The organism is Klebsiella indica, from assembly GCF_005860775.1.
Classification (GTDB): Bacteria; Pseudomonadota; Gammaproteobacteria; order Enterobacterales; family Enterobacteriaceae; genus Klebsiella; species Klebsiella indica.
In genome coordinates, this window is sequence record NZ_VCHQ01000006.1 from 139,865 (window position 1) to 166,830 (window position 26,966).

At 52.9% G+C, this 26,966-nt stretch carries 27 protein-coding genes; 10 read left to right on the forward strand and 17 right to left on the reverse strand.

All coding sequences use genetic code 11. The features are described 5' to 3' along the window. Nucleotides 1-355 precede the first annotated feature (355 nt). The 8 genes from FE839_RS05560 to mutS all read left to right on the forward strand — a co-directional run bounded on the left by FE839_RS05560 (nucleotide 356) and on the right by mutS (nucleotide 10,302). The gene (locus tag FE839_RS05560; RefSeq protein ID WP_138359843.1) at nucleotides 356-1,234 is read left to right on the forward strand and encodes a MurR/RpiR family transcriptional regulator; all 879 of its coding nucleotides are present in this window, start codon (nucleotides 356-358) and stop codon (nucleotides 1,232-1,234) included. Between the two features lie 17 nt (nucleotides 1,235-1,251). Next, nucleotides 1,252-2,199, forward strand: a complete 948-nt coding sequence (locus tag FE839_RS05565; RefSeq protein ID WP_138359844.1) for an N-carbamoyl-D-amino-acid hydrolase — start codon at nucleotides 1,252-1,254, stop codon at nucleotides 2,197-2,199. A gap of 32 nt (nucleotides 2,200-2,231) precedes the next feature. Then, on the forward strand, nucleotides 2,232-3,008 hold the full coding sequence (locus FE839_RS05570; protein ID WP_138359845.1) for an ABC transporter substrate-binding protein: 777 nt from the start codon (nucleotides 2,232-2,234) through the stop codon (nucleotides 3,006-3,008). 23 nt (nucleotides 3,009-3,031) lie between these two features. After that, nucleotides 3,032-3,688: an amino acid ABC transporter permease gene (locus tag FE839_RS05575; protein ID WP_206665966.1), complete on the forward strand. Its 657-nt coding sequence runs from the start codon at nucleotides 3,032-3,034 to the stop codon at nucleotides 3,686-3,688. 8 nt (nucleotides 3,689-3,696) lie between these two features. After that, a complete protein-coding gene (locus FE839_RS05580; protein ID WP_138359875.1) occupies nucleotides 3,697-4,428 on the forward strand; it encodes an amino acid ABC transporter ATP-binding protein in 732 nt (243 codons plus the stop codon). A 23-nt stretch (nucleotides 4,429-4,451) separates the two neighbouring features. After that, the gene (locus FE839_RS05585; RefSeq protein ID WP_138359846.1) at nucleotides 4,452-5,651 is read left to right on the forward strand and encodes a diaminopropionate ammonia-lyase; all 1,200 of its coding nucleotides are present in this window, start codon (nucleotides 4,452-4,454) and stop codon (nucleotides 5,649-5,651) included. A 26-nt stretch (nucleotides 5,652-5,677) separates the two neighbouring features. Beyond that, entirely contained in the window at nucleotides 5,678-6,865 is a 1,188-nt protein-coding gene (locus tag FE839_RS05590; RefSeq protein WP_138359847.1) for a YgeY family selenium metabolism-linked hydrolase, read from the forward strand. 869 nt (nucleotides 6,866-7,734) lie between these two features. Continuing rightward, nucleotides 7,735-10,302, forward strand: coding sequence for a DNA mismatch repair protein MutS (gene mutS, locus FE839_RS05595; protein ID WP_138359848.1), 2,568 nt, complete (start codon nucleotides 7,735-7,737; stop codon nucleotides 10,300-10,302). 97 nt (nucleotides 10,303-10,399) lie between these two features. Here the strand turns inward: mutS and FE839_RS05600 are convergent, their stop codons facing one another. The 3 genes from FE839_RS05600 to FE839_RS05610 are packed head-to-tail and all read right to left on the reverse strand — an operon-like array spanning nucleotide 10,400 to nucleotide 12,667. Further along, nucleotides 10,400-10,636 (reverse strand): non-oxidative hydroxyarylic acid decarboxylases subunit D, encoded by a 237-nt coding sequence (locus FE839_RS05600; RefSeq protein ID WP_138359849.1) that lies wholly within the window; start codon nucleotides 10,634-10,636, stop codon nucleotides 10,400-10,402. A 10-nt stretch (nucleotides 10,637-10,646) separates the two neighbouring features. Continuing rightward, on the reverse strand, nucleotides 10,647-12,074 hold the full coding sequence (locus FE839_RS05605) for a non-oxidative hydroxyarylic acid decarboxylases subunit C (RefSeq protein ID WP_138359850.1): 1,428 nt from the start codon (nucleotides 12,072-12,074) through the stop codon (nucleotides 10,647-10,649). Next, on the reverse strand, nucleotides 12,074-12,667 hold the full coding sequence (locus FE839_RS05610; RefSeq protein ID WP_138359851.1) for a non-oxidative hydroxyarylic acid decarboxylases subunit B: 594 nt from the start codon (nucleotides 12,665-12,667) through the stop codon (nucleotides 12,074-12,076). The genes FE839_RS05605 and FE839_RS05610 overlap by 1 nt, the downstream gene beginning before the upstream one ends. A 171-nt stretch (nucleotides 12,668-12,838) precedes the next feature. Here FE839_RS05610 and FE839_RS05615 point away from each other — a divergent pair, with 171 nt between their 5' ends. Continuing rightward, nucleotides 12,839-13,300, forward strand: a complete 462-nt coding sequence (locus tag FE839_RS05615) for a MarR family winged helix-turn-helix transcriptional regulator (RefSeq protein ID WP_138359852.1) — start codon at nucleotides 12,839-12,841, stop codon at nucleotides 13,298-13,300. Nucleotides 13,301-13,325: 25 nt separating this feature from the next. Here FE839_RS05615 and rpoS read toward each other — a convergent pair whose 3' ends face one another. From rpoS to cysG, 13 genes are all read right to left on the reverse strand, one after another. Beyond that, nucleotides 13,326-14,318 carry an RNA polymerase sigma factor RpoS gene (gene rpoS / locus FE839_RS05620; RefSeq protein WP_138359853.1) on the reverse strand — a complete coding sequence of 331 codons (993 nt, stop codon included), beginning with the start codon at nucleotides 14,316-14,318 and terminating at the stop codon, nucleotides 13,326-13,328. Between the two features lie 157 nt (nucleotides 14,319-14,475). Next, nucleotides 14,476-15,588 (reverse strand): murein hydrolase activator NlpD, encoded by a 1,113-nt coding sequence (nlpD, locus tag FE839_RS05625; protein ID WP_138359854.1) that lies wholly within the window; start codon nucleotides 15,586-15,588, stop codon nucleotides 14,476-14,478. A 123-nt stretch (nucleotides 15,589-15,711) separates the two neighbouring features. Then, nucleotides 15,712-16,338 (reverse strand): protein-L-isoaspartate(D-aspartate) O-methyltransferase, encoded by a 627-nt coding sequence (locus tag FE839_RS05630; protein WP_138359855.1) that lies wholly within the window; start codon nucleotides 16,336-16,338, stop codon nucleotides 15,712-15,714. Beyond that, a complete protein-coding gene (gene surE / locus FE839_RS05635) occupies nucleotides 16,332-17,093 on the reverse strand; it encodes a 5'/3'-nucleotidase SurE (protein WP_138359856.1) in 762 nt (253 codons plus the stop codon). Before surE ends, FE839_RS05630 begins: the two co-directional genes overlap by 7 nt. Next, nucleotides 17,074-18,123 (reverse strand): tRNA pseudouridine(13) synthase TruD, encoded by a 1,050-nt coding sequence (gene truD / locus FE839_RS05640; RefSeq protein WP_138359857.1) that lies wholly within the window; start codon nucleotides 18,121-18,123, stop codon nucleotides 17,074-17,076. Before truD ends, surE begins: the two co-directional genes overlap by 20 nt. Then, on the reverse strand, nucleotides 18,120-18,599 hold the full coding sequence (gene ispF / locus FE839_RS05645) for a 2-C-methyl-D-erythritol 2,4-cyclodiphosphate synthase (protein WP_138359858.1): 480 nt from the start codon (nucleotides 18,597-18,599) through the stop codon (nucleotides 18,120-18,122). Before ispF ends, truD begins: the two co-directional genes overlap by 4 nt. Beyond that, a complete protein-coding gene (gene ispD, locus FE839_RS05650; protein WP_138359859.1) occupies nucleotides 18,599-19,309 on the reverse strand; it encodes a 2-C-methyl-D-erythritol 4-phosphate cytidylyltransferase in 711 nt (236 codons plus the stop codon). Before ispD ends, ispF begins: the two co-directional genes overlap by 1 nt. Before the next feature lie 19 nt (nucleotides 19,310-19,328). Next, nucleotides 19,329-19,646: a cell division protein FtsB gene (ftsB, locus tag FE839_RS05655; protein ID WP_138359860.1), complete on the reverse strand. Its 318-nt coding sequence runs from the start codon at nucleotides 19,644-19,646 to the stop codon at nucleotides 19,329-19,331. Nucleotides 19,647-19,786: 140 nt separating this feature from the next. Next, entirely contained in the window at nucleotides 19,787-20,113 is a 327-nt protein-coding gene (locus FE839_RS05660) for a DUF3561 family protein (protein WP_138359861.1), read from the reverse strand. 53 nt (nucleotides 20,114-20,166) lie between these two features. Further along, on the reverse strand, nucleotides 20,167-20,772 hold the full coding sequence (gene cysC, locus FE839_RS05665; RefSeq protein ID WP_138359862.1) for an adenylyl-sulfate kinase: 606 nt from the start codon (nucleotides 20,770-20,772) through the stop codon (nucleotides 20,167-20,169). After that, entirely contained in the window at nucleotides 20,772-22,199 is a 1,428-nt protein-coding gene (gene cysN, locus FE839_RS05670) for a sulfate adenylyltransferase subunit CysN (RefSeq protein WP_138359863.1), read from the reverse strand. Before cysN ends, cysC begins: the two co-directional genes overlap by 1 nt. A gap of 9 nt (nucleotides 22,200-22,208) precedes the next feature. Further along, complete coding sequence (gene cysD / locus FE839_RS05675) at nucleotides 22,209-23,117, reverse strand: sulfate adenylyltransferase subunit CysD (RefSeq protein WP_015369979.1); 909 nt, start codon at nucleotides 23,115-23,117, stop codon at nucleotides 22,209-22,211. 155 nt (nucleotides 23,118-23,272) lie between these two features. Then, nucleotides 23,273-24,679 (reverse strand): siroheme synthase CysG, encoded by a 1,407-nt coding sequence (cysG, locus tag FE839_RS05680; protein WP_171034827.1) that lies wholly within the window; start codon nucleotides 24,677-24,679, stop codon nucleotides 23,273-23,275. Nucleotides 24,680-24,924: 245 nt separating this feature from the next. On the opposite strand from cysG, the gene FE839_RS05685 reads away from it, so the two are divergent. Further along, the gene (locus FE839_RS05685; RefSeq protein ID WP_138359865.1) at nucleotides 24,925-26,013 is read left to right on the forward strand and encodes an aminopeptidase; all 1,089 of its coding nucleotides are present in this window, start codon (nucleotides 24,925-24,927) and stop codon (nucleotides 26,011-26,013) included. Between the two features lie 77 nt (nucleotides 26,014-26,090). Here FE839_RS05685 and FE839_RS05690 read toward each other — a convergent pair. Beyond that, nucleotides 26,091-26,935 (reverse strand): IS5 family transposase gene (locus FE839_RS05690; protein WP_138359866.1). Its coding sequence is split into 2 segments (ribosomal slippage): nucleotides 26,091-26,590 and nucleotides 26,590-26,935, totalling 846 coding nucleotides; the frame shifts between segments, so codons are not numbered across the junction. Nucleotides 26,936-26,966: the final 31 nt, after the last annotated feature.

Genomic DNA, 26,966 nt, shown 5'->3' on the forward strand with positions numbered 1-26,966 from the left:
ATTGAGTTCACGGGCAACAGCAACGCCAGTGCCCTCTGCAAGTCAGGAGTACGACCACGAGAAATCCAACTTACATAAAGGGCAGATGATGAGTCCTCTGACATAACAGGCAGCATCGAATTTCCCGAATCCCCCTTGCCCTATAATGGTACACACCTGCCAGTTAACACGCCTTTTTAGTGCACCAGGCATTATCCTGGTGCAGCACATCTCGCCTGTGAGTCTCCCGAAAAATCATAACAACATGAAAAATAATATAAAAAAAATCATGGCACACCATTTGCTTATCTCTGGCACAACCGTTCGAAAATTAAGTTAATCATGAAACACCAGTACCAATGATTGAGGGAATAGAATGAAGAATAATGATGCACCTGAAAATAGCCAGTCACTGGAGACCGTGATTCGCAAGCGCTATAGCATGTTATCACCCTCAGAGAAAAAATTTGTTTCAGTATTATTAGAACAACAAAACCATCTGGGATATTACAGTGCGACGGAACTGGCAATAAAAGCAGGGGTATCAAAATCTACCGCCGCTCGCTGTTTTCGCCAACTGGGATTTAGTGATTTTAATGAGTTTCGCCAAAGTGTATTGCCCCTTCGCGAAAATACAAACTCACCGCTGGCGCAAATGGCGCGAACTGAAAACCGGGATCTGGACGCCACGTCTCGATTCGAAAAACATATTTATCAAGAGCAGGAAAATTTAAACCAGCTATTACTTTCCGGGCAACAAAAATCTCTGGAAACGTGTGTGGATATTGTTGGTTCTGCGTCACATGTCTGGATTGCAGGGTTTCGTAATGGTTATACCCTGGCATGCTATGCCCAGGCACTATTATCCAATATCCGATCGCATGTCACTCTTTTGAATAAAGGGGACGGGCACTTTGCGGAAAACCTTGCCAGCATGAAAGCGCAGGATGTTCTTATATTAATGGATTTCCCTCGCCGGACTAAATTGCTTTCCCACATCGTACAGATAGCCAAAAAAAACAACGTGCGCATTGTGGCCTTCAGCGATCAAACATTATCGCCAGTCACCTCAGAATATGAAGTGGTAATTAGTTGCCAAAATGAAAGCATCACATCATTTAATTCTTATATTGCTGGTCTGAGCATGGTAAATTATCTGACCAACGAAATTAGTTTTGCTTATCCAGAACAATCCCAGCGTACATTGCAAAGAATAGAGCAAAATCACCAGTTAATGAGTGATCTTATTGATTAAGACCGAAAGGAAAAACAATGCCAAGGTATATAAACGTCGCCATTGGTCAATTAGGACCAGTGAATCGCGAAGACTCTCGCACATCTGTAATAAACCGTATGATGAAAATGATGCGGGAAGCCAAGGCGCTTGCTGCTGATATTATCGTCTATCCAGAACTGGCATTAACGACATTTTTCCCACGCTGGTATATGGAAAAAGAAGATATTGACCAGTGGTTTGAAAAAGAGATGCCGAGTAAAGAAACTCAACCGCTATTTTCACTGGCCAAAGAGTTGAGTATTGGTTTCTATTTGGGATATGCCGAAAAAGAGACTAAAGATGGCTGCGCACATTATTATAACAGCGCAATTCTGGTTGATAAGCACGCTGAAATTATTGGGAAATATCGCAAAGTTCATCTGCCAGGCCATAAAGAATATGAGCCGTGGAGACGTTTTCAACATCTGGAAAAACGTTATTTTGAACCGGGCGATCGCTTTCCTGTATGGACCGCTTTTGATGGCGTTATGGGCATGGCGCTTTGTAATGATCGCCGCTGGCCGGAAACGTATCGGGTTATGGGGTTGCAGGGAGTAGAAATGGTGTTCATCGGCTATAACACGCCGGTACATAATGCCCCGGCACCGCTGCATGACGATCTGTCGCTGTTTCACAATCAACTTTCATTACAGGCTGGCGCCTATCATAACGGCTGCTGGGTAGTCGGTGTTGCCAAAGCCGGTTGTGAAGAGAATATTGAGCAAATAGGCGGGAGCTGTATCGTCGCGCCATCAGGCGAAGTTGTCACCGCTTGCATCACGAAAGGTGACGAAGTGGTGGTCGCCCATTGTGATCTCGATTTTTGTCAAATTTATAAACGCACTACCTTTAATTTCGATCTCCATCGGCAGCCTCACGCTTATAAAGAAATTATCCAATATAAGGGCGAGACATTAAACGCTGACGGTTCGTTACGCTCATAAACTATCCATCCATTAAAACTGTGAGGTACTTTATGCTTCATCTTAAAAAGATTCTTCTGTTCTCCTTTTCATTCATATTGCTGGCCATGCTCTCCCGAATGGCAAATGCTGATGACGGTCTGGCAAAAATAAAGCAACGAGGCTCACTGATTGTCGCTACTGGCAATTATAAACCCTTCGAATATTATGACGATAACAACCAATTAGTTGGTTACGACATTGATATTGCCAGAGCAGTGGCAAAAAAAATCGGTGTCAAACTAAAAGTGGAAGATATGCAATTTACCGCATTAATTCCATCGGTACAGAGTGGTCATGCCGATATGGTTATTGCCGCCATGTACATCACCGACACGCGAAAAAAAGTGGCGGATTTTTCACAGCCCTATTTAAAAACAGGCATGGTATTCGTCACCCGTTCTGATAATACGACCGTGACAAATGCTGCATCTTTAAAAGGACTAACCGTAGGGGTAAAAAGCGGTGCGACGAGCGAACAGATTGCGCACCAGCTTAATAAGGACATTCCCTTTACGATTAAAACCTATCAGGATACTGCCCAGCAGACCATGGACCTCGCGAATGGCCGCCTTGATGTAACAATCAACGACTTATTAAATCAGCTTGAGCTGAACAAAGTCTTCCCACAGGTAAAAATTGTTGGCAAACCATTTACTGAGGCAGCGCTGGGTATTGCCGTAGCGAAGGGTAACACTTCCTTATTATCCATCATTAATGCGGTAATCGCTGAACAAAAAGCAAATGGTGAAGCTGAAAGCCTCTATAAAAAGTGGATTATTGGGCAGTAACTTTCTTTCCAGGGTAAATCCTAATGATGACGCTGAATTATGAAGTTGTATTAAGCAAAATGCCATTATTGCTTCAGGGCTGTTTAATGACTCTGGAAGTATCCCTATTGGCTTTATTACTGGGGGTGACCACAGGAATTATTGGTTCATTATGTCGCCTGTCCACCAATAAATTTCTGAACCTGTTAGCATTCCTGTATGTCTGGTTTTTTCGTGGTACTCCTTTTATGGTTCAGCTTTTTATTCTCTATTTTGGTTTACCGAGTATTGGTCTGCCCATGAGTAGTATGAGTGCCGGTATTATAGGACTGGGGTTATATACCGGCTCCTATATCACGGAAATCATCCGCGGTTCTATTTTAGCCGTAGATAAAGGCCAGGCGGAGGCGGCTGAATCGTTAGGAATGAATGGTCCACAAGCGCTCTGGCATATCATTGCGCCGCAGGCCATTAAGTTATGCATTCCGGCACTGGTTAATCAATTCATAATGACCATTAAGAACTCCTCTATCGTCTCTTTAGTCACGATATCGGAACTCTTTCATGTGGCGGATCGCATTAACTCATCAACATTTCGTTCCTTCGAAGTTTATACCACTATCGCGGTGCTGTACCTGATCATGAACTCGGTCTTCATGATTGTGGCAGCCAGACTGGAAAAAAGGATGGCCCGTTCATGAATCATTATATGCTTGAAATGCATCAGGTCACAAAACGCTTTGGCGATCACGAAGTGCTAAAACAATTTTCCTTACTGGTTTCCCCCGGTGAAAAAGTCGTACTGATCGGGCCGAGCGGTTCAGGAAAAAGCACCGTACTCCGCTGTATTAACCATCTGGAACCAATCCAGGGCGGGAATATTATCGTCAACGGTCACGAGGTAAGAGATAAACGTTCCTTGCGCCAGTTGCGCCAGAACATCGGTATGGTGTTCCAGCGTTTTAATCTGTTTCCCCATAAAAGCGTACTGGAAAACGTTATGTCCGGACCAGTCATCGTCAAAAAAATGCCCGTTGCCGAAGCCCGCCAACGAGCACTAAGCCTGTTGGATCGCGTCGGCCTTGCCGACAAAGTGCACAGCTACCCCAAAGAACTCTCTGGCGGCCAGCAACAGCGCGCGGCCATTGCCCGGGCGCTCGCCATGAATCCTGATGTCATGCTGTTTGACGAGCCGACTTCCGCGCTTGACCCTGAGCTGGTTGACGAGGTGCTGTCGGTAATGACCAATTTGGCTAAAGAGGGCATGACGATGCTGGTCGTCACGCATGAGATGGCGTTCGCCCGTGAATTTGGCGATCGTGTTCTGTTTATGGATCAAGGCATGGTGGTCGAGGAAGGCACCGCAGAACAGATATTTACTGCGCCGCAACAGCAGCGGACCCGCGATTTTTTACGCCGCGTATATCGTCACGCAAATTAACCACAATCCCCAGGAGAGAGACAATGACAGATCTGATTCGCGCGGTCGTTAACTCATCACGTTCAGCGCCCAATGATGTGCTGTCGGCCTTCACGCCATCAGTGTTGAAAAATGTTATCGCGTTCCATCAATCCATTCCCGGTTATCGCCCAACGCCACTAACACCGCTTCCACTGCTCGCCCGTACGCTGGGAGTAAAAACGATACAAGTGAAAGATGAGTCGCACCGTTTTGGCCTCAATGCCTTCAAGGCGCTGGGGGCATCCTGGGCGATGGCGAATCACCTTGCGCAGCAACTGGAGCTAACGGAGCAATCGCTCACCTTCCCCCAGCTACAAGCAGCGTTGCGCCATCAGCCTTCGCTAACTCAAACCTTTGCGACCACGACGGACGGCAATCACGGGCGCGGCGTGGCGTGGATGGCACGCCTGTCAGGACAAAAAGCGGTCATTAACATGCCCGCCGGCACCACCACCGAACGCTTACAGGCGATCCGCGCGGAAGGTGCGGCAGCGCAGATTGTACCGATGAACTATGACGATGCCGTACGTCTTACCGCAAAGCAGGCGGAGGAAGCAGGTTGGGTTATCATGCAGGATACGGCCTGGCCCGGTTATGAAGCGATCCCCTTGTGGATCATGCAGGGCTATAGCACGCTGATTACTGAAATCGCAGAACAGCTCACTGAATTGCCCACCCATCTTTTTGTTCAGGCTGGCGTTGGCGCGTTTGCTGGCGCTATTCAAGCGGCAGCCATTGCCCGCTGGGGCGAACAAGCGCCCAGAGTGATCATTGTTGAATCCAGTCAGGCAGATTGCCTTTACCGTTCAGTCCAGCGCAACGACGGACAAACCGTCGCCGTCAGCGGCGCGCTGGAGACTATTATGGCCGGTCTCGCCTGTGGCGAAGCCAATACGATCGCCTGGCCCATTCTTCGCGATAACAGCTACGCCTTTCTCTCCTGTGAAGACGAGGTCGCAGCACTCGGAATGCGCATGTTAGCCGCGCCCTGCCCGGGCGATATGCCCATTACCAGCGGAGAATCCGGTGCGGTCAGCGCCGGTGCGCTGGGGATACTGATGCAGCCGGACTATGCATCAATGGCACAAATGCTCGATCTGGATCACAACGCCCGCGTTCTGCTAATCAGCACCGAAGGCGATACCGACAAAGCCGGCTATCGCAACATTGTCTGGGGCGGCCAGCATACGCTTTCCTTGTAGTCACCATCTAACCTTCGAGAACAAGAATGAATCAACAACGCCAAAATACGGTTATCACCTGCTGCCAGCGTTTAATCCAGAAACAAAGTTACTCCGGGCAGGAAAAAGTGGTCGTGGATGAAATTCACACTATTATGACGGAACTGGGCTACGACGAGATCACCATTGATCGCTACGGCAATATTATCGGGATGATGAAAGGCCATCTGCCGGGCAGACATATTCTGTTTGATGGGCATATTGATACCGTTCCGGTAAATGCCGCTCAGTGGCAATACTCCCCCTATTCCGCGGAGATTATCGATGACAAAATATATGGTCGTGGCACTTCCGATATGAAAGGAGCAGTTGCCGCCATGCTGACCGCCATTAGCAATTTCGCCCACGATAGCAACCGGCAGTTTGCCGGAAATCTGTACGTCTCCTGTGTTGTACATGAAGAGTGTTTTGAAGGTGTCGCCAGCCGGTTGATCAGCCAGAATGTGAAGCCGGATGTGGTGATCATTGGCGAAGCCTCCGAGCTGAATCTGAAGATTGGTCAGCGCGGGCGCGCAGAAATCTTACTGGAAACTTTCGGTAAACCTGCCCATTCCGCCAACCCGGAAACCGGCATCAATGCGGTCTATAGCATGGCTACTTTACTGAATGCGTTGCAAAAACTACCCGTGGAACAACACCCGCAGTTAGGTAAAGGGATCCTGGAAGTAACGGATATTAAATCCTCCCCCTGGCCTGGCGCTTCCGTGGTTCCTGACTATTGCCGGGCCACAGCAGACCGTCGTCTGCTCACCGGAGAAACACCGGCATCCGTGCTTGCGCCATTGCAGATGTTGCTCGATCAGTGCGCCGAACATAACCCACATTTTAAGGCGAAAGTGAGTTTTGCTGAGGGAGAGGAAACGTGCTGGACTGGTGAACAGATTCAGGCGATGCGGTTTTTCCCTGGTTGGATCATGGATGAGGCCAGCCCGTTGGTGCAAACCGCTCTGACCGCTTTGCGTGAATCCGGTCTGACGCCAGAGGTGACCACCTATTCTTTCTGCACTAACGGCAGCCATTATGCCGGTGAAGCAAATATCCCAACGCTCGGCTTCGGGCCATCACGGGAGAACTTAGCTCATGTGATCGATGAATACATCGAAGTGAAACAACTGCTGGGCGCATCACAGGGTTACTATGCGTTGGCAAAAGCGTTAACTAAATCTGAAAGTTGAGCCGCCGATGCCGTTAGAGACAGCTTGATTGCGGAGGCTTTCACGTGCAGAACGCCCGATTCCGACTGCGCAGAGCATACTGATGTTCTGTGCGTCGGAACGTATTTGTTCAGAGGGTATCACATCGCTGAGCAAGATATTACCGGGCGGTGTCCCGTAACGGGTCTCGGTATCGTCATTGTGCCCAAAGCCTATCATCAAGGCCGAGGGCGCAGGACATAATGGGTCTGCGTTCAAGCCTGATAACGCGGAGGAGAGACGTTGCAGGTTTAACTCTGCCCAGAAGATGGCTTCTGTATTGCACAAAACTTCACTAACCGTAATTTCAGCAGTATCCGCCTTCCGTTTAATCACATGGCGATTTCTTTTGCTCAACTTTAATCGTTTATACGAATTTACGAGTCGTCTCGTATGCCTGATCAAGAGTGGCAAAATTTGAGACATTACCCATTGTCGATCTGATACTCTCTCTTACCGCTACCTTGCCACCGGTTGCTGGTCGTTTGCCTGACAAAGGCACCCGGCGTTGATGATATAACGCCTTTTCGCAGCGCTAATGTCAACGCCGAAACCAACGAGTGAATCGCGGTAGTTGTCAGTGATAATATAGTGTTTTCGTTCACGACGGGATAAACAGATGACTCACCCTTGCTGGTTGCCGCCTGGTTTTATGCCGATAGATAACGTGTTGATTATCATCGGCTGATTGAGTGTCATTGCCATAAGATGTATGCCCGTAAAGCAAAATGTATGCCTGACAGATTCCGGTATACTTCGGTGATACAAATTTATCGATTTACATGGGTTTAAAGCGGTTTCATATGAGACCTCTTGATGCGCCAAAAGACTTAAAAACGAGTTAAATCAATATGCAAGAGTCTATCGACAAGGATATATCTGCCCACACACCCATGATGCAGCAGTATCTCAAGCTGAAAGCCCAGCACCCGGAGATTCTGTTGTTCTACCGCATGGGCGATTTTTACGAACTGTTTTACGATGATGCGCGCCGTGCCTCACAATTACTCGATATCTCGTTGACCAAACGCGGTGCATCTGCTGGTGAACCGATTCCAATGGCGGGTATCCCACATCATGCGGTAGAAAACTACCTTGCCAAATTAGTCAATCAGGGCGAATCCGTCGCCATCTGCGAACAGATTGGCGACCCAGCTACCAGCAAAGGCCCGGTAGAGCGCAAGGTCGTGCGCATCGTTACGCCTGGCACCATCAGCGATGAAGCGCTGTTGCAGGAACGCCAGGACAATCTGCTGGCCGCCATCTGGCAGGACAGCAAAGGCTACGGCTACGCTACGCTGGATATCAGTTCCGGGCGTTTTCGTCTGAGCGAACCGCCTGACCGGGAAACAATGGCCGCAGAATTACAACGCACTAATCCTGCAGAACTGCTGTACGCCGAAGATTTTGCCGAAATGTCGCTGATTGACGGCCGCCGTGGTTTACGCCGCCGTCCGCTATGGGAATTTGAAATCGACACCGCTCGCCAGCAATTAAATCTGCAATTTGGTACGCGGGATCTGATTGGCTTTGGCGTAGAGAACGCGCCACGCGGACTGTGCGCGGCAGGTTGCCTGTTGCAATATGTCAAAGATACCCAGCGCACCTCCCTGCCGCACATTCGTTCCATTACGATGGAACGTCAGCAGGACAGCATCATTATGGATGCCGCCACGCGCCGTAATCTGGAGATCACCCAGAACCTGGCAGGCGGTGTGGAGAATACGCTGGCTTCAGTGCTCGACTGCACCGTCACGCCGATGGGCAGCCGTATGCTTAAACGCTGGCTGCATATGCCAGTCCGCGACACTAAAATTCTGATCGAACGTCAGCAAACTATCGGCGCGCTACAGGAGTTCACTGGCGAATTACAGCCAGTGCTGCGTCAGGTAGGCGATCTGGAACGTATTCTGGCGCGCCTTGCCCTGCGTACCGCCCGGCCGCGGGACCTCGCCCGTATGCGCCACGCTTTCCAGCAACTTCCTGAACTGCGCGCGCAACTGGAAACCGTTAACAGCGCCCCGGTACAAATGCTGCGTGAAAAAATGGGCGAATTCAGCGAACTGCGAGAACTGCTTGAGCGCGCCATCATTGAGGCGCCACCGGTCCTGGTGCGTGACGGCGGTGTTATTGCCCCTGGCTACAACGAAGAACTGGATGAATGGCGCGCACTGGCTGACGGAGCGACCGACTATCTGGATCGACTGGAAATCCGCGAACGCGAGCGAACGGGTCTGGACACGCTGAAAGTCGGGTTTAACGCGGTACACGGCTACTACATCCAGATCAGCCGCGGGCAGAGCCATCTTGCCCCGATAAACTATACCCGCCGCCAGACGCTGAAAAACGCCGAACGCTACATTATTCCTGAGCTGAAAGAGTATGAAGATAAGGTTCTGACCTCTAAAGGCAAAGCGCTGGCACTGGAAAAGCAGTTATACGACGAGCTGTTCGATATACTGCTGCCACATCTTGGCGACCTGCAACAGAGCGCCAGCGCGCTGGCAGAGCTTGATGTGCTGGTGAACCTCGCCGAGCGCGCGGAAACGCTCAACTACTGCTGCCCTACGTTTAGCGATAAACCCGGTATTCGTATCAGCGAAGGCCGTCACCCGGTGGTTGAGCAGGTACTGAAAGAGCCATTTATCGCCAACCCGCTGCATCTCGCGCCACAACGAAGAATGTTGATTATTACCGGCCCGAATATGGGCGGGAAAAGTACCTATATGCGGCAAACCGCACTGATTGCGCTGCTGGCTTATATCGGCAGCTATGTGCCGGCTGAGAAAGTAGAAATCGGCCCTGTTGATCGTATCTTCACTCGCGTTGGCGCAGCGGATGACCTGGCCAGCGGTCGCTCAACCTTTATGGTGGAGATGACCGAAACCGCCAATATTCTGCATAACGCCACCGAACACAGTCTGGTGCTGATGGATGAAATTGGCCGCGGCACCTCGACCTATGACGGCCTGTCTCTGGCATGGGCCTGTGCGGAGAGTCTGGCGAATAAGATTAAGGCACTGACCCTGTTCGCAACTCACTACTTCGAGTTAACCCAGTTACCGGAGAAAATGGAAGGCGTCGCGAATGTGCATCTGGACGCGCTGGAGCATGGCGATACCATCGCCTTTATGCACAGCGTGCAGGACGGGGCAGCAAGCAAGAGCTACGGACTGGCGGTTGCCGCGTTGGCTGGCGTGCCGAAAGAGGTAATTAAACGTGCGCGCCAGAAACTGCGCGAGCTGGAAAGCATTTCACCCAACGCAGCCGCCACACAGGTGGATGGGACCCAGATGTCACTGCTGGCGGTCGCGGAAGAAGCCTCGCCAGCCGTTGAAGCGCTGGAGAACCTCGACCCGGACTCTCTGACGCCGCGTCAGGCGCTGGAGTGGATCTACCGGTTGAAAAGTCTGGTGTAAATCAGAAATGCCCGGTGGCGCTTCGCTTACCGGGCCTGCTAAAAATATCAAAATGTGTAGGCCGGATAAGGCGTTAGCCGCCATCCGGCTTGTTTATTTAGCGCTTATCTTCCGCCAGCAAAGGGGGAATGCTCGGCACCATCGGCGCCTCATCAATATCCTTCTGCGTCATACGGAAGGCTTCCGGATAATGTTCGCGGCTGGTACGGCGTAGCGGTTCGGTATCACGCCAGGTGTACAGACAATGCTGGCACTGGAATACCGTCCAGATATTTTTTACCGGCGAGGTCGCCATCACTTCAATATGCTCATCAGCACAACGTGGACAAATCATCTGCAACTCCTTATTTACGGTTGGCCAGCATGGCGGTCAGCTTTTCAGCCCAGGCTTTGGTTTCCGGTAAGTCACGTACCGGCTGGCTATAGTGACCACGATTATCCGGCGCAACCGGCGTCGTCGCGTCAATGATCAGCTTGTCGGTGATCCCCGCCGGGCTTGAGCCCGGATCAAGCTCCAGCACCGACATATTCGGCAACTGTACCAGGTCTCCTGCCGGATTAACTTTCGATGACAGCGCCCACATCACCTGCGGCAGGTTAAACGGATCGACATCCTCATCAACCATAATCACCATCTTCACATACCCCAAACCGTGAGGCGTAGTCATTGCCCGCAGGCCGACCGCGCGGGCAAATCCACCGTAGCGTTTTTTGGTCGAGATAATCGCCAGCAGACCGTGGGTATACATGGCGTTAACCGCCTGCACTTCCGGGAATTCCGCTTTCAACTGCTGATACAGCGGCACACAGGTCGCTGGCCCCATCAGGTAGTCAATTTCAGTCCACGGCATCCCCAGGTAGAGCGATTCAAAAATCGGTTTAGTTCGATAAGACACTTTGTCGATGCGCACTACCGTCATATTGCGCCCACCAGAATAGTGGCCGGTAAACTCGCCAAACGGCCCTTCAATTTCACGCTTACGGCTTTCGATCACCCCTTCAAGGATCACTTCTGACCCCCACGGCACATCAAAGCCAGTCAACGGCGCGGTGGCGATTGGATACGGGCTTTCGCGCAGCGCGCCCGCCATTTCATATTCCGACTGATCGTATTTCAGCGGCGTGGCGCCCATCAGAGTGATGATCGGATCGTTACCGAGCGTAATAGCAATCGGCAGATCTTCGCCACGCTCTTCCGCTTTGTGCAGATGCAGGGCGATATCGTGCATCGGTACCGGCTGCAGACCCAGCTTACGCTTCCCCTTCACTTCCATGCGGTAGATGCCGACGTTCTGTTTACCAAAGTGGTCCGGGTCGAGCGGATCGCGTGAAACCACGCAGGCTTTATCGAGATAAAAACCGCCATCGCCATCGTTCAGACGGAACAGAGGCAGAATATCAAACAGGTTAATGTCCTCGCCGTCAGCACTGTTTTCCGCCCAGGCCGGGTTCGGCCGACGCTCCGGCGTCACCGGGAATGTGTCCCAGCGGCGAATAAACTCGTCAATCTGCTTTTTCACCGGTGTATTCGGCGGTAATCCCAGTGAGATTGCGTGATTCTGCCAGGAACCGATGGTATTCATCGTCACGCGGGCATCGGTGAAGCCGCGGATATTGTCAAACCACAAGGCCGGAGCGCCATCGCCAATTCGCCCGGTGGCGTTCGCCGCGGCGGCCAGATCCGGCTCCGCGTTAACTTCTTCGCTAATTTTCAGCAGTTGCCCCTGCTCGTCCAGCGCCTGCAAAAAGCTGCGTAAATCATCAAAAGCCATTATTCATTCTCCTGTGAAAACTTCTCTACCGCCCGTAACCCTTGCCAGCGGCGCGCTTTGTGATACTCCAGTCCGAACTGATCCAGCACCCGCGTGACAATATGGTCTGTAACGTCCTCAATGGTTTCAGGATGGTTGTAATAAGCGGGCATCGGCGGCACCATCGCCACTCCCATGCGTGACAGCGCCAGCATGTTTTCCAGATGGATAGTGCTCAATGGCATTTCTCGCGGTACCAGCACCAGCTTACGCCCCTCTTTCAACATCACATCCGCCGCGCGCCCAACCAGTCCCTCGGCATAACCGGCACGAATACCGGCCAGCGTTTTCATGCTGCAGGGGATAATAATCATCCCGTCGCAACGAAATGAACCTGATGAGATGACCGCGGCCTGGTCTGCCGGGCTATGTGAGAAATCGGCCAGCTCTGCGACCTGGCGAACGTTCCAGGACGTTTCCAGAGCGATGGTGGTTTTGGCCCACTTTGACATCACCAGATGCGTTTCCACTTCCGGCATTTCACGAAGCGCCCTGAGCAATGCCACCCCCAACGGCGCCCCCGTCGCCCCCGTCATCCCGACAATCAGTTTCATCGTTACCTCACACATCGTTCGTATACGAACATTTTTATTAAAACTACGCTTGCCAGGATATCGACGCAAGTTGCTTTGTGGACGATCGCATTTTTAATCAATACAGGAAATACAACTAAAAGCCCCGCCGAACGGCTATCATAGAACTAACGGGTTTATTACGGAGTGGTCATGGAGTTAAGAAACGAAGCATTCCATCTGTTACGCCAGCTTTTTCAGCAGCACACCGCCCGCTGGCAGCAGGCCCTGCCTGACCTCACCAAACCGCAATATGCGGTGATGCGTTCAATCGCGGAGCAGCCAGGTATTGAACAGGTGACGTTAACGGAAGCAGCGGTAAGCACTAAGGCGACGCTGGCAGAAATGCTGAGCCGTATGGAGAGCCGCGGGCTGGTTCGTCGCGAACAGGATCCGATGGATAAACGCCGCCGGTTTGTCTATTTAACGGCAGAAGGTGAAGCGCTGCTGGCAAACTCAATACCGCTGGGTAATGGCGTTGATGAAGCGTTTCTGGATCGGCTAAGCAAGGAAGAACGTCTGCTGTTCTCCAGCCTCATTCAAAAAATGATGACGAAAGAGCAGATGAATGCGTGCGACCAGATCGACAAAAAAGAAAAAGGCCCAATCACATGATTGAGCCTTTTTTAAGAAAGGTATCTTACTCGCGGAAAAGCGCTTCGATGTTCAGCCCCTGCCCCTGCAGGATCTCCCGCAGACGGCGCAGGCCTTCAACCTGGATTTGGCGCACGCGTTCGCGGGTCAGGCCAATTTCACGGCCAACATCTTCCAGCGTCGCGGCTTCATAACCCAGCAAACCAAAGCGACGTGCCAGCACCTCACGCTGCTTGGCGTTCAGTTCAAACAGCCATTTGACGATGCTCTGTTTCATATCATCGTCCTGCGTGGTGTCTTCCGGACCGTTGTCTTTCTCATCGGCCAGAATATCCAGCAGCGCTTTTTCCGAATCGCCACCCAGCGGCGTATCCACCGAGGTTATGCGCTCGTTCAGACGCAGCATACGGCTCACGTCATCAACCGGTTTATCCAGTTGTTCGGCTATCTCTTCCGCACTCGGTTCGTGGTCCAGCTTATGGGACAATTCACGGGCGGTACGCAGATAGACGTTCAGCTCTTTGACGATATGAATGGGTAAACGAATGGTACGGGTTTGGTTCATAATCGCCCGTTCAATCGTCTGACGAATCCACCATGTCGCATAAGTTGAAAAACGAAACCCACGTTCCGGGTCAAATTTTTCAACGGCGCGAATCAGCCCCAGATTACCTTCTTCGATCAGATCCAGCAGGGCCAGACCGCGATTACCGTAACGACGGGCTATCTTAACGACCAGACGCAAATTACTTTCAATCATCCGGCGGCGTGATGCAACATCACCACGCAGTGCTCGACGGGCAAAATAAACCTCTTCTTCAGCCGTCAACAGTGGGGAATAACCAATCTCACCCAGATAGAGCTGCGTCGCATCAAGCACCCGTTGGGTGGCCCCTTGCGCAAGAAGCTCTTCCTCGGCCAGATCGCTATCACTGGGTTCCTCTTCAACCAAGGCTTTCTCGTCAAAAACCTCGACTCCGTTCTCATCAAATTCCGCGTCTTCATTTAAATCATGAACTTTCAGCGTATTCTGACTCATAAAGATGGCTCCTACCCGTGATCCCTGAGCAAAGTACCTTCGCTAAACATCATTCAAACGACGCCCGGACGATACCCTGAAGTACCCAGGTAAAAAGGGCACTCGCGACCGCCCTGGCGCCTTTTACAGATGCTGAACGTATCCGTACTTTGCCAAATTATCGCTGCGGCAAGTACTGCAGCGGGTTGACGGATTTCCCCTTGTAACGAATTTCAAAATGTAATCTTGTTGAGCTGGTTCCGGTGCTACCCATGGTAGCGATTTTCTGCCCCGCTTTAACGTCCTGTTGTTCCCGGACCAGCATAGTATCGTTGTGAGCGTAGGCACTCAGGTAATCATCGTTGTGTTTGATGATAATAAGATTACCGTAACCGCGCAGTGCGTTACCGGCATAGACGACGCGCCCATCTGCGGTCGCGACAATAGCCTGCCCTTTACTGCCTGCAATATCGATACCTTTGTTTCCGCCTTCGGCTCCACTAAAGTTCTCGATAATCTTGCCCTCAGTCGGCCAGCGCCATGAAGAGATCGGCGAACTGGTTGACATACTGCTTGCAGTCGATTGCGTTGTACTGGCAGTCGGTGCCGTTACTGGCGCGACGGTCGTCGTCGCAGGCCGGTTATTCGGCAACATCTTATTAGCACTCTGTTCACCTGAGGATTCAGAATACGTAATAGTTGGCTGCGACGCAACCACTCCGGTGGAATTTTGTGCAGATTTTGTAGTCAGCATCCCACCGCCGCTGGCCTTCGCGCTGGCCTGGGCGACGGCGTTATCGCCGGTGATCGGCTGGCCTGAAGCATTGCCGACCTGTAGCGTCTGACCAACGCTCAAACTATACGGTGCCGGGATATTATTGCGCTGCGCCAGGTCGCGGAAATCGTTTCCGGTAACCCACGCAATATAGAACAATGTATCGCCGCGTTTAACGGTATAGGTGCTACCGCCGGTGTAGCTACCTTTCGGAATATCGCCATATTTGCGGTTGTAAACAATCCGGCCGTTCACCGTCTGCACCGGCTCCTGTGCCATCGGCTGAATCCGGGTCGACTGCGTCTGTACCGGGCGCGCCTGTGGAACAATGGCAGAACCGCTTTTTGATGGCGGGGTAATCAGCATTCCGGAATTAGTGCTGGAAGACGAAGCGCCGCCAACCGAACTAACCGGCGCAGGAGAACGATTAGCGCTGCTACAACCCGCCAGCCAGAGTGACACCAGTGATAAAGCCGCAATGCGGCTTAAGGTAAATTTTGGGCTTCCCGCGCTCATTTATCCCCCCAGGAATATGTTAACTGCCAATCTCTTACTCACCGGACCGCGCCCGGCCAGGACACGAAAAATGCGCCCACACTATGCCTAAATACGAGCAAAAAAACCTGGAATAATCCGGGTTCAGGCCAATTCCCCTTTAACGAGAGGAACAAAACGCACCGCTTCGACAGTATCAATCATAAATTCGTTGCCGCGGCGACGGACCCGCTTCAGAAACTGATGCGCTTCGCCTACCGGCAGCACCAGCACGCCGCCATCATCCAGTTGCGCCAGCAGTGCGGACGGAATTTCTGGCGGCGCAGCAGTGACGATAATCGCGTCAAACGGCGCGCGTGCCTGCCAACCCTGCCATCCATCACCGTGACGGGTTGAAACATTATGTAAATCAAGTTGTTTCAGGCGACGGCGGGCGTGCCACTGTAAACTCTTAATCCGCTCAACCGAGCAAACATGGTGCACCAGATGCGCCAGAATCGCCGTCTGATAGCCAGAACCGGTGCCAATTTCCAGCACCCGTGATTCCGGCGTCAGCGCCAGAAGCGCCGTCATTCGCGCCACCATATAGGGTTGCGAAATAGTTTGCCCCTGCCCTATTGGCAGCGCCGTGTTTTCCCACGCTTTATGTTCAAAGGCTTCATCAACGAACTTTTCGCGCGGTACTTGCGCGATAGCGTCCAGCACGCGCTCATCGGCAATGCCCTGAGCGCGAAGCTGATTGAGAAGACTTTCAACACGTTTGCTTACCATTGTGTATCAACCCCGACGCGATCCAGCCAACCGCTAACCACCTCATGCGCGCTGTGGGCCGTTAAATCAACATGCAGCGGCGTGACAGAAACATAGCCTTCATCTACTGCGGCAAAATCGGTATCCGGCCCGGCATCGTACTTTTCGCCCGGCGGGCCAATCCAGTACAACGTGTTGCCGCGCGGATCTTTTTGCGGGATCACCTGGTCGGCGGGATGACGGCTGCCGCAGCGGGTGACGCGAATACCTTTGATCTGCTCAAGGGGCAAATCCGGTACGTTGATATTAAGAATACGACCAGTACGCAGCGGCTCCCGCCTTAACGCCCGCAGAATCGAACAGGTGACCGCGGCTGCGGTGTCATAATGCTGATAGCCGTTTAGCGAAACGGCCAGCGCCGGAAAGCCGAGATGACGGCCTTCCATCGCAGCGGCCACGGTACCGGAATAGATCACATCATCACCGAGGTTAGGCCCGGCGTTAATGCCCGAGACGACAATATCCGGACGCGGCCGCATCAGAGCATTTACGCCAAGGTAAACGCAGTCCGTTGGCGTGCCCATCTGCACAGCGATATCGCCATTGTCAAAGGTAAAAGTGCGTAGCGAGGACTCCAGAGTCAGGGAATTCGACGCGCCACTGCGGTTACGATCGGGTGCAACTATCTGAACCTCAGCGAATTCCCGTAAGGCCTTTGCCAGGGCCTGAATGCCCGGCGCATGAATCCCGTCGTCGTTACTCAGCAATATTCGCATAGTCACCCGTTGTATTGATAAGCTCCCTTACCACACTGGTGGCGAAGCTGCCCGCAGGCAGCCAGAAACGCAGTTCAACGGTAACGTCATCCCACCAGTTCCAGCGCATCTGCTGCGGATAAAGCAGCATTGCCCGGCGGGCCGCCTCCACTTTTTCACGCACCAGCAGCATTTGTAATTGCGTCTCTTCGGCCACCGCCGCCCGTTCAGCGGCCAGCGCATCCCGCTGGCTCCCCCAGTCACCGCTCCCCGGAAGCGCCGCGGTAATCATCAGCTCACGGCTGTCCACGCGCGCCTGGAGTTGCGCCCGTTCTTCCGCAGTCGCGACAAACCAGCTTCCGCGCCCCGCTAATTGTAGCGCATCGCCATCAACAACCTGATTAAATTCCGTTTTTTTTAATCTAATACCAACCTGTTGATTAAACAATGTGCTGCGGGCCGCCGACAACCAAAAACTGCGTTTATTGCGATCGCGCACCGACGCGCCGCTCTCGGCCCAGCGCAGAGCCCCCAGCAGGTTACTGCCGCCGATACCAAAGCGCTGGGCGCCGAAATAGTTCGGTACGCCGCGTTCGGCAATCGCCTGTAAACGCCTTTCGACATCGTCACGCGCACTGATTTCGCGCAGCACCAGAGTGAACTGGTTGCCTTTTAGCGCCCCGAGCCGCAGTTTACGTTTATGTCGCGCGTACTCCAGTACCTTGCAGCCTTCAAGCTGAAATTTGCTCAGATCCGGCATCGCTTTCCCCGGCACTCTGGCGCACAGCCACTGTTCAGTGACCGCATATTTGTCTTTTTGCCCGGCAAAACTCACTTCACGTGCATGAATTTTAAGGAACTTCGCCAGCGCATCAGCAACAAAACGCGTATTACAGCCGTTTTTCAGAATCCTCACCAGCACATGCTCGCCTTCACCGTCAGGCGCAAAGCCGAGATCCTCAACCACGACAAAATCTTCCGGGTTCGCTTTCAACAGCCCCTGGCTAAGCGGTTTACCGTGCAGATAAGTGAGTTCGTCAAACGCTATCATTTCTCCGCCTTATGCAGCAGCGCCACCGCTTCGCAGGCGATGCCCTCGCCACGCCCGGTAAAGCCCAGCTTTTCGGTAGTCGTCGCTTTGACGTTAACATCATCCATATGGCAGCCGAGATCTTCCGCAATAAAAACGCGCATCTGCGGAATATGCGGCAACATTTTCGGCGCCTGAGCGATGATGGTGACGTCTACGTTGCCGAGGGTATAACCTTTTGCCTGAATCCGGCGCCACGCCTCGCGCAGCAGCTCACGGCTATCGGCGCCTTTAAAGGCCGGATCGGTGTCGGGGAACAGCTTACCGATGTCCCCCAGCGCCGCCGCGCCCAACAGCGCGTCGGTCAGCGCGTGTAACGCGACATCGCCATCAGAATGCGCCAGCAGCCCCTTTTCATAAGGTACACGCACGCCACCGATAATGATTGGGCCTTCACCGCCAAAAGCGTGTACGTCAAAACCGTGTCCAATTCGCATTAAGCCTTCTCCTGGTGTCGGGAACGGGTAAGGTAAAATTCAGCCAGCGCCAGGTCTTCCGGGCGCGTTACTTTAATATTATCTGCGCGCCCGGCAACCAGTTCAGGATGGAAGCCGCAGTACTCCAGCGCCGAGGCTTCATCGGTAATGATCGCCCCTTCATTAAGCGCGCGCGTCAGGCAATCGACAAGCAGTTCGCGAGGAAAAAATTGCGGCGTCAGCGCATGCCATAAATCGTTGCGTTCAACCGTGTGGGCAATAGACGACTTTCCCGGCTCCGCACGTTTCATGGTATCGCGAACCGGCGCAGCCAGAATGCCGCCCGTGCGGCTGGTTTCACAGAGTTGCAGCAGGCGGCTGAGATCGTCCTGATGCAGGCAGGGACGCGCGGCATCATGCACCAGCACCCAGTCGGCCTCGACAAGCGCCTGCAGGCCCGCGAGGACGGAATCCGCACGTTCCGTACCGCCATCAACAACGGTAATTTGTGGATGATTGGCCAACGGTAATTGGCTAAAGCGCACATCGCCAGGGCTGACGGCAATAACCACCCGCCGTATACGCGGGTTTGCCAACAGCGCGGCGACCGCGTGTTCGAGAATCGTTTTGTTACCGATTGAGAGATATTGTTTAGGGCATTCCGTTTGCATGCGGCGGCCAAAACCGGCTGCCGGCACCACGGCGCAAACGCCCGGAAAAGTGGCTGCCATGTTGTAATCCTGGGCCTGTTTATCGATTATTCTGCTGTTGCCCCGACGCCTGGTTGCGTTTTGACGCATCCGGTACCAGACGATAAAACGTTTCGCCCGGGCGGGTCATACTGAGTTCATTGCGCGCACGCTCTTCGATCGCTTCCAGACCGCCGTTGAGATCGTCAATTTCGGCGAACAACTGATCGTTGCGAGCCTTTAATTTAGCGTTAGTTGCCTGCTGCGCGGAGACATCGTCATTAACCCGGCTATAGTCATGCAGACCATTTTTGCCGAACCACAGCGAGTACTGAAGCCAGACCAGCAAAGCCAATAATAGCAGCGTTAATTTACCCATTCTGCCCCCTGAAAAACGGCATCATCATCCCATAACTCGCGCGAGTACTCTACCCGGGCGCGCGGACGACGCCGCGTAACGCGGGGACTGTACCACATTTTTACCGTTGATACCCAGGCCAGATTCATTCGAAAAATGGACTAACCCAGTAACCAGAGGAACAGCAGGCCGAACAGCAGGCCGACGGTTAACAACGTCGCACAGACGCTGTACTGAAGTTTACCGTTCAGCAGTGAATGCAGCGCGATGCCGACCACGACGGCAACCGGCATTAACGCCAGAAAGAACGGCCAGGTGTAGAGGAGAAAAAAAAGCGTGTTACTGCCATAAATCAGGAAGGGAATACCCAGTGCGAGCAGCCATGAAATAAACCCCACGGCGGCCCCCGATAGAGACCAGTTGGTCTCATCGTTGACTGCCGGTGGCGGCTCTGAACGAATAATACTGATGTTCTGGGTATTGCGCATAATAAATCCTGTTGACCTGGCGACCGGCACCCATCAATGATGCCGCTGCCGTTTCAGGATCTGATAATATCGCGCTCCCGGAGCAGGTCTAATAGTTGGTGCACCAAATTTGTTACCAATTGTTGACCGTCGAGATGAACGTCTTCCTGCTCCGGAGATTCATACACTGAATCAATACCGGTAAAGTTACGCAATTGTCCGGCCCGCGCCTTCTTGTACAAGCCTTTCGGGTCCCGCGCTTCGCAGATGGCCAATGGCGTGTCGACAAAAACCTCGATAAAACGCCCTTCGCCTAAGCGCTCGCGCACCATTTGCCGCTCCGCGCGATGCGGAGAAATAAATGCCGTCAGGACGACCAGGCCGGCCTCAACCATGAGCTTCGCCACTTCGCCCACGCGGCGAATATTTTCTCTGCGGTCATCATCGCTGAATCCAAGATCGCTGCACAAACCGTGGCGCACGTTGTCACCATCAAGCAACCAGGTGCTGACCCCCAGTTTGTGAAGCGCCTCTTCCAGCGCGCCAGCAACCGTTGATTTTCCTGAACCGGAAAGTCCCGTAAACCAGACCACCGCCCCCTTATGCCCATGCAGCGCTTCACGATCTTCCCGCGTTATCGCATGAGCATGCCAGACGATATTTTCATCATGCCCGGCCATTACTTGCCCCCCAGCAAGTCGCGCGCATCCCAGTGCGGGAAGTGCTTGCGAATCAGTTGATTCAGTTCAAGCTCAAACGCACTGTATTGCGACGCAGCCGTCGGCGCCTGTGCATGCGTTTCACGCACCAGGCCTGCGCCCACGGTAACGTTAGAGAGACGATCAATAAAGATCAGCCCGCCGGTCACCGGATTATCCTGATATTTATCCAGCACCATTGGTTCGTCGAAGGTCAGATCCACCAGACCAATCCCGTTCAGCGGCAGCGATTCGACATCATGCTGCGTCAGGTTGTTGATGTTAACCTGATAGCGGAGCCTATCAACACGGGCGCGGGTTTTCTTACCGGCGATTTTAATGTCATAGCTCTGACCCGGAGCCAGCGCTTGTTCCGCCATCCACACCACATCAATGCTGGCGCTTTGTACCGCAGGCAGGGATACCGACGCATCCACCAGAAGATCGCCGCGGCTAATATCAATCTCATCTTCCAGCACGATAGTAATCGCTTCCCCGGCTCCGGCCTGCTCCAGGTCGCCATCAAAGGTGACAATGCGCGCGACACGAGATTCCACGCCCGATGGCAGCACCTTCAGGCGCTGTCCGACCGTCACGTTGCCGGACGCAACCGTACCGGAAAAACCGCGAAAATCGAGGTTCGGGCGGTTGACGTACTGCACCGGGAAACGCAGCGGCTGACTTTCCACCACTCGCTGAATCTCGACGGTTTCCAGCACTTCCAGCAGCGTCGGACCGCTGTACCACGGCATGTTATCGCTCTGGTTGGCGACGTTGTCCCCTTCCAGCGCCGACAGCGGCACAAAACGAATATCCGGGTTGCCCGACAGTTGCTCAGCGAAGGTCAGATACTCTTCGCGGATGGTGTTAAAGATCTCTTCACTAAAATCGACAAGATCCATTTTGTTCACCGCCACCACCAGGTGCTTGATCCCCAGCAGCGTGGAGATAAAACTGTGACGGCGGGTTTGGTCCAGCACCCCTTTACGGGCATCGATCAGCAGGATTGCCAGCTCGCAGGTTGACGCGCCGGTCGCCATGTTACGGGTGTACTGCTCGTGCCCGGGCGTATCGGCGATAATAAATTTACGTTTCTCGGTAGAGAAATAACGGTAAGCCACGTCGATAGTGATGCCCTGCTCACGCTCCGCCTGCAGACCGTCCACCAGCAACGCCAGATCCAGTTTTTCGCCCTGAGTACCGTGACGCTTGCTGTCATTATGCAGCGATGACAGCTGATCTTCATAAATCTGTCGGGTATCGTGCAGCAGTCGGCCAATCAGGGTGCTTTTACCATCATCAACGCTGCCGCAGGTCAGAAAACGCAGCAGGCTTTTGTGCTGCTGAGCGTGCAGATAGGCTTCTACGCCGCCTTCATCGGCAATTTGTTGTGCAATAGTGGTATTCATGGCGGCTCCTTAGAAATAACCCTGACGTTTCTTCAGCTCCATAGAGCCTGCCTGGTCGCGGTCAATCACGCGCCCCTGTCGTTCGCTGGTGGTAGAGACCAGCATCTCTTCGATGATCTCCGGCAGCGTTTGCGCATTAGACTCCACCGCGCCGGTCAGCGGCCAACAGCCGAGGGTACGGAAGCGCACCATCTGTTTTTTGATCATCTCCCCAGGCTGCAAATCAATCCGATCATCGTCGATCATCATCAGCATGCCGTCACGCTCCAGCACCGGGCGTTCTGCCGCCAGATACAGCGGAACGATTTCAATGTTTTCCAGATAGATGTACTGCCAGATATCCAGCTCGGTCCAGTTGGAGAGCGGGAAGACGCGGATGCTTTCGCCTTTGTTAATCTGGCCGTTATAGTTGTGCCACAGTTCCGGGCGCTGATTTTTCGGGTCCCAGCGGTGGAAGCGATCGCGGAAAGAGTAGATTCGTTCTTTTGCGCGGGATTTCTCTTCATCGCGGCGCGCGCCGCCGAACGCCGCATCAAAGCCGTATTTATTCAGCGCCTGCTTGAGCCCTTCGGTTTTCATGATATCGGTATGCTTGGCGCTGCCGTGAACGAACGGGTTAATCCCCATCGCCACCCCTTCCGGGTTTTTATGCACCAGCAGCTCGCAGCCGTAGGCTTTCGCGGTACGGTCACGGAACTCGTACATTTCGCGAAATTTCCAGCCCGTATCAACATGCAGCAGCGGGAATGGCAGGGTTCCGGGATAAAACGCTTTACGCGCCAGATGCAGCATTACGCTGGAGTCTTTACCGATGGAGTACATCATCACCGGGTTAGAGAATTCGGCGGCCACCTCGCGAATGATATGGATGCTTTCCGCCTCCAGTTGCCGCAGGTGAGTGAGTCGTTTTTGGTCCATAACCGTTCCTTATAAGGCCTGGTGCAACAGGCGTTATTGTTGCAGCCAGTTTGGTTACGGACAGCGCACAGCAACCGGAGCGTACAAAAGTACGTGAGGATTACGAGCACTGCCCGGAGCCAAAATGGCAAATAAAATAGCCTGTCGCGCCGGGACTAAGCCAGATTTACCACAGAAGAGTTAAACCCTTCTGCCGTCGTTGCGTGTTGAAACCAGGCGAGCTGTTGATGTAATTGCACCACTTCGCCCACCACCAGCAGAGCGGGAATCGGAGCGTCTTCCGCCAGCTGTTCCAGTTGTTGTAATATGCCGATCTTCGTTTGCTGATCGGCGCGAGTTCCGCGAGAGATCACCGCTACCGGGGTATTGCGATCGCGACCATGGGCGATCAGATGCGCGCTGATTTGCGCCGCTTTCAGACTGCCCATGTAAATCGCCAGGGTCTGGCCGCTTTGCGCCAGTCGTGCCCAGTCGAGTGAGGCGTTTTCCGCACTATCGTGACCGGTAATAAAAGTGGTGCTCTGGGCATAATCCCGATGAGTGAGCGGAATACCGGCATACGCCGTCGCCCCCGCCGCGGCCGTAACGCCAGGAACAACCTGAAACGGGACACCCGCAGCCGCCGCAGCCTGTAGTTCTTCACCGCCGCGACCGAAAATAAACGGGTCGCCGCCCTTCAGGCGTATTACCGTTTTGCCCTCTTTTGCCGCCGCCACCAGCATTCGGTTGATCTCCTGCTGCGGTACGGAAACACCAGACGCGCTTTTACCAACGCAGATCGTCTCGGCGTCGCGGCGTACCAGCTCACGCACCTCCGGAGTAACCAGATGGTCATAAAACACCACATCCGCCTGCTGAATAGCCTGCAGGCCGCGCAGGGTCAGCAGCCCGGCATCGCCCGGTCCTGCCCCGACAAGAATAATTTCACCGGTGCGCTTTCCCGGCTGCCTGAGTTCGTCTTCCAGCACCTTTTTCGCCTCGGCTTCGTTGCCTGCCAGCATCAGGCTGGCAAAGCGGCCGGTAAACACGCGCTCCCAAAAGCGGCGGCGTTCGGCGGTGGTTTTGAGATGGATTTTAATATGGTGGCGCCAGTTGCTCGCCGTTTCGACCAGCCGCCCCAGATTGCCCGGCAGCAACGCCTCTATTTTTTCGCGCAGAATGCGGGAAAGCACCGGCGCCTTCCCGCTGGAAGAGATAGCCACCAGCAGCGGAGAACGATCGACAATTGAAGGAAATATAAACGAGCACAGCGCCTGGTTATCAACCACGTTGACTAACCGATAGCGCGCGTTAGCCGCGGCGGCGACGCGCTGGTTCAGGTCATCATCTTCAGTCGCGGCAATCACCAGGAAAACGTCATCAAGCTGCTGCTCTTCAAATGCGCTCGCTTGCCACTGAATTTCCTGGCGCTCAACCTTCTTGGCCAGTTCCGGAATCAACGCTTCCGCAATAATCCGGACCTTCGCTTGCGCACGTAACAGAAACGTAATTTTGCGAGCGGCAACCTCGCCACCGCCGATAACCAGTACGGATCTTTCTTTCAATTCGGCGAACAAGGGCAAGTAATCCACTACACAAAAACTCTCTTACAATCACAATAGGGCGACTATAGGGTGCGGTTCAGAGCAAATGAAATGACGAAATGGAATGAGTTGTTACTCAAAGGAATAACGAGCTGGAAAAGCAAATATCAAAAAGTGCTTAACATGCGATTTTTCCGCCATTTAAGCGCAATTGAAATTGTTTAACGACGGTCACAGTTTCATACTACGCGGGAAAAATTGTTTTATGTGCTTAAGGACCGACTATGTTTTCCGCATTGTGCCATCGCCTTCTCCCTCTGGCGTTAGGCGCAGGTTTTGTCTTCTTCGCCGCCCCGGCAATGAGCGCCCTGGGTGAAACCGCCAATGCACAAGCTCGTCATATCGCCACTTTTTTCCCCGGAAGAATGACCGGCTCGCCCGCCGAGATGCTGTCAGCAGATTATTTGCGTCAGCAGTTCATGCATATGGGTTATAAGAGCGATATTCGCCGTTTTAATACCCGTTATATTTACACCGACAACGATAAACGCCAAAACTGGCAAAACGCCACCGGCAGCACGGTTATCGCCGCGCATGAGGGTAAAGATCGCCAACAGATTATCATCATGGCGCACCTTGATACCTACGCGCCGCAGAGCGATGCCGATGTCGAAAATAACCTCGGTGGCCTGACGCTGCAGGGTATCGATGATAATGCGCTGGGGATTGGCGTAATGCTGGAACTTGCCGAAAAGCTAAAAAATGTCCCTACTCGCTACGGTATTCGCTTTATCGCTACCAGCGGCGAAGAGGAAGGCCGTCTTGGCGCGCAAAACCTGCTGAAACGCATGAGCGACGCGGAGAAGAAAAACACGCTGTTGGTGATTAATCTCGATAATCTGGTGGTGGGTGATAAGCTCTACTTTAATAGTGGCCGCAACACGCCAGCTTCGGTGCGTAAGCTAACCCGCGACCGGGCGCTGGCTATCGCGCACAGTAAAGGTATTAGCGCATTCAGCAATCCCGGTTTGAATCCTGCCTACCCAAAAGGTACCAGTTGCTGTAACGATGCCAGCGTGTTTGATGAAGCGGGCATCCCGGTGCTGTCCGTGGAAGCCACTAACTGGTCGTTAGGAAGAAAAGATGGTTATCAGCAGCGCGCCAAATCCCGTTCGTTCCCGAATGGCACCAGTTGGCATAATGTGCAACTGGATAACCAGCAGCATATTGATAAAGCGCTGCCGGGCCGAATTGCGCAGCGCAGCCGCGATGTCATGAGGATTATGCTGCCGTTGGTTAAAGAACTGGCGAAAGCGGAGAAAAAAACGTCTCAAAACAGGCTATCAGCAAAGCCCGCCCGCAAAGGCGAATGATAAACCCTATCCGCGTCTCCCCCTGCTGTCTTGCGACTATAATCCCCGCTGGCGCGGGGAACACTAGGCTGTGTCCCTTAACTTAACAATCGCCTTAAAAATAACCTGATCGCCCCCAGTTTTAGCATGCTCAGGTAGTTTCTGGCTGTTTTTTCCGAACATGTGGCGATTCGCCTGTTTTCTTTCAATGCTGCAAAGCTACGTTCTACTACATTGCGCTTTTTATATAAGTGGATATCCAGTTTTCGGCGTCCATCACGGCTGGCTTTCTCATTACTTTTAAAAGGAATAACTGCCTTGATTCCCTTCAATTTCAAACTAGTACGAAATTTTTTACTTGAATAACCTTTATCCGCCAGCACTGCTTTTGCCCGGGATTTCAGGCACCCACTTTGACGAATAATGCCGACCCGGTTGAGCAGAACTTGTGCATACTGGCTCTCGTGGGCTTGTCCACCACTCAGGCAGAAGCTTAATGGCAATCCTGTCCCGTCTGTCGCCAAATGGATTTTGGTGCCAAAGCCGCCGCGAGAGCGACCCAGCCCATGGTCGTTGATGTCATCGGGATGTTTTTTTTCGCACCTGCCGCTGCTTTCAGGGCCCTGATATTACTGCCATCAAGTGCAATAACATCCCAGTCAACCAACTTTTTTTCATCCAGAATCTGGAGTAATTTATTGAAAATACTGTTCATTATTCCAGCCTTAGACCATCGGTTAAAGCGGTTATAAACCGTCTTCCAGTGACCGTAACGTTCAGGCAAATCTCTCCAGGGAGCGCCGGAACAAAGCACCCAAAATATGCCATTCATGACATGTCTGTGCGCGAAGTAAGGACGGCCACCTTTGGAGGACCCGCTTTCAGCAGGCAACATGGGAGAAATTATCGCCCATGCATCATCAGGGAAATCGTAACGAGCCATGTTAAAGGTACTTTTGTGGTCAAAACAGGTG

Bases quoted from the DNA above. Each gene is read 5' to 3' on its own strand.
- FE839_RS05560 (WP_138359843.1), top strand. From the start codon at position 356: ATGAAGAATAATGATGCACCTGAAAATAGCCAGTCACTGGAGACCGTG.
- FE839_RS05565 (WP_138359844.1), top strand. From the start codon at position 1,252: ATGCCAAGGTATATAAACGTCGCCATTGGTCAATTAGGACCAGTGAAT.
- FE839_RS05570 (WP_138359845.1), top strand. From the start codon at position 2,232: ATGCTTCATCTTAAAAAGATTCTTCTGTTCTCCTTTTCATTCATATTG.
- FE839_RS05575 (WP_206665966.1), top strand. From the start codon at position 3,032: ATGATGACGCTGAATTATGAAGTTGTATTAAGCAAAATGCCATTATTG.
- FE839_RS05580 (WP_138359875.1), top strand. From the start codon at position 3,697: ATGCTTGAAATGCATCAGGTCACAAAACGCTTTGGCGATCACGAAGTG.
- FE839_RS05585 (WP_138359846.1), top strand. From the start codon at position 4,452: ATGACAGATCTGATTCGCGCGGTCGTTAACTCATCACGTTCAGCGCCC.
- FE839_RS05590 (WP_138359847.1), top strand. From the start codon at position 5,678: ATGAATCAACAACGCCAAAATACGGTTATCACCTGCTGCCAGCGTTTA.
- mutS (WP_138359848.1), top strand. From the start codon at position 7,735: ATGCAAGAGTCTATCGACAAGGATATATCTGCCCACACACCCATGATG.
- FE839_RS05600 (WP_138359849.1), bottom strand. From the start codon at position 10,636: ATGATTTGTCCACGTTGTGCTGATGAGCATATTGAAGTGATGGCGACC.
- FE839_RS05605 (WP_138359850.1), bottom strand. From the start codon at position 12,074: ATGGCTTTTGATGATTTACGCAGCTTTTTGCAGGCGCTGGACGAGCAG.
- FE839_RS05610 (WP_138359851.1), bottom strand. From the start codon at position 12,667: ATGAAACTGATTGTCGGGATGACGGGGGCGACGGGGGCGCCGTTGGGG.
- FE839_RS05615 (WP_138359852.1), top strand. From the start codon at position 12,839: ATGGAGTTAAGAAACGAAGCATTCCATCTGTTACGCCAGCTTTTTCAG.
- rpoS (WP_138359853.1), bottom strand. From the start codon at position 14,318: ATGAGTCAGAATACGCTGAAAGTTCATGATTTAAATGAAGACGCGGAA.
- nlpD (WP_138359854.1), bottom strand. From the start codon at position 15,588: ATGAGCGCGGGAAGCCCAAAATTTACCTTAAGCCGCATTGCGGCTTTA.
- FE839_RS05630 (WP_138359855.1), bottom strand. From the start codon at position 16,338: ATGGTAAGCAAACGTGTTGAAAGTCTTCTCAATCAGCTTCGCGCTCAG.
- surE (WP_138359856.1), bottom strand. From the start codon at position 17,093: ATGCGAATATTGCTGAGTAACGACGACGGGATTCATGCGCCGGGCATT.
- truD (WP_138359857.1), bottom strand. From the start codon at position 18,123: ATGATAGCGTTTGACGAACTCACTTATCTGCACGGTAAACCGCTTAGC.
- ispF (WP_138359858.1), bottom strand. From the start codon at position 18,599: ATGCGAATTGGACACGGTTTTGACGTACACGCTTTTGGCGGTGAAGGC.
- ispD (WP_138359859.1), bottom strand. From the start codon at position 19,309: ATGGCAGCCACTTTTCCGGGCGTTTGCGCCGTGGTGCCGGCAGCCGGT.
- ftsB (WP_138359860.1), bottom strand. From the start codon at position 19,646: ATGGGTAAATTAACGCTGCTATTATTGGCTTTGCTGGTCTGGCTTCAG.
- FE839_RS05660 (WP_138359861.1), bottom strand. From the start codon at position 20,113: ATGCGCAATACCCAGAACATCAGTATTATTCGTTCAGAGCCGCCACCG.
- cysC (WP_138359862.1), bottom strand. From the start codon at position 20,772: ATGGCCGGGCATGATGAAAATATCGTCTGGCATGCTCATGCGATAACG.
- cysN (WP_138359863.1), bottom strand. From the start codon at position 22,199: ATGAATACCACTATTGCACAACAAATTGCCGATGAAGGCGGCGTAGAA.
- cysD (WP_015369979.1), bottom strand. From the start codon at position 23,117: ATGGACCAAAAACGACTCACTCACCTGCGGCAACTGGAGGCGGAAAGC.
- FE839_RS05685 (WP_138359865.1), top strand. From the start codon at position 24,925: ATGTTTTCCGCATTGTGCCATCGCCTTCTCCCTCTGGCGTTAGGCGCA.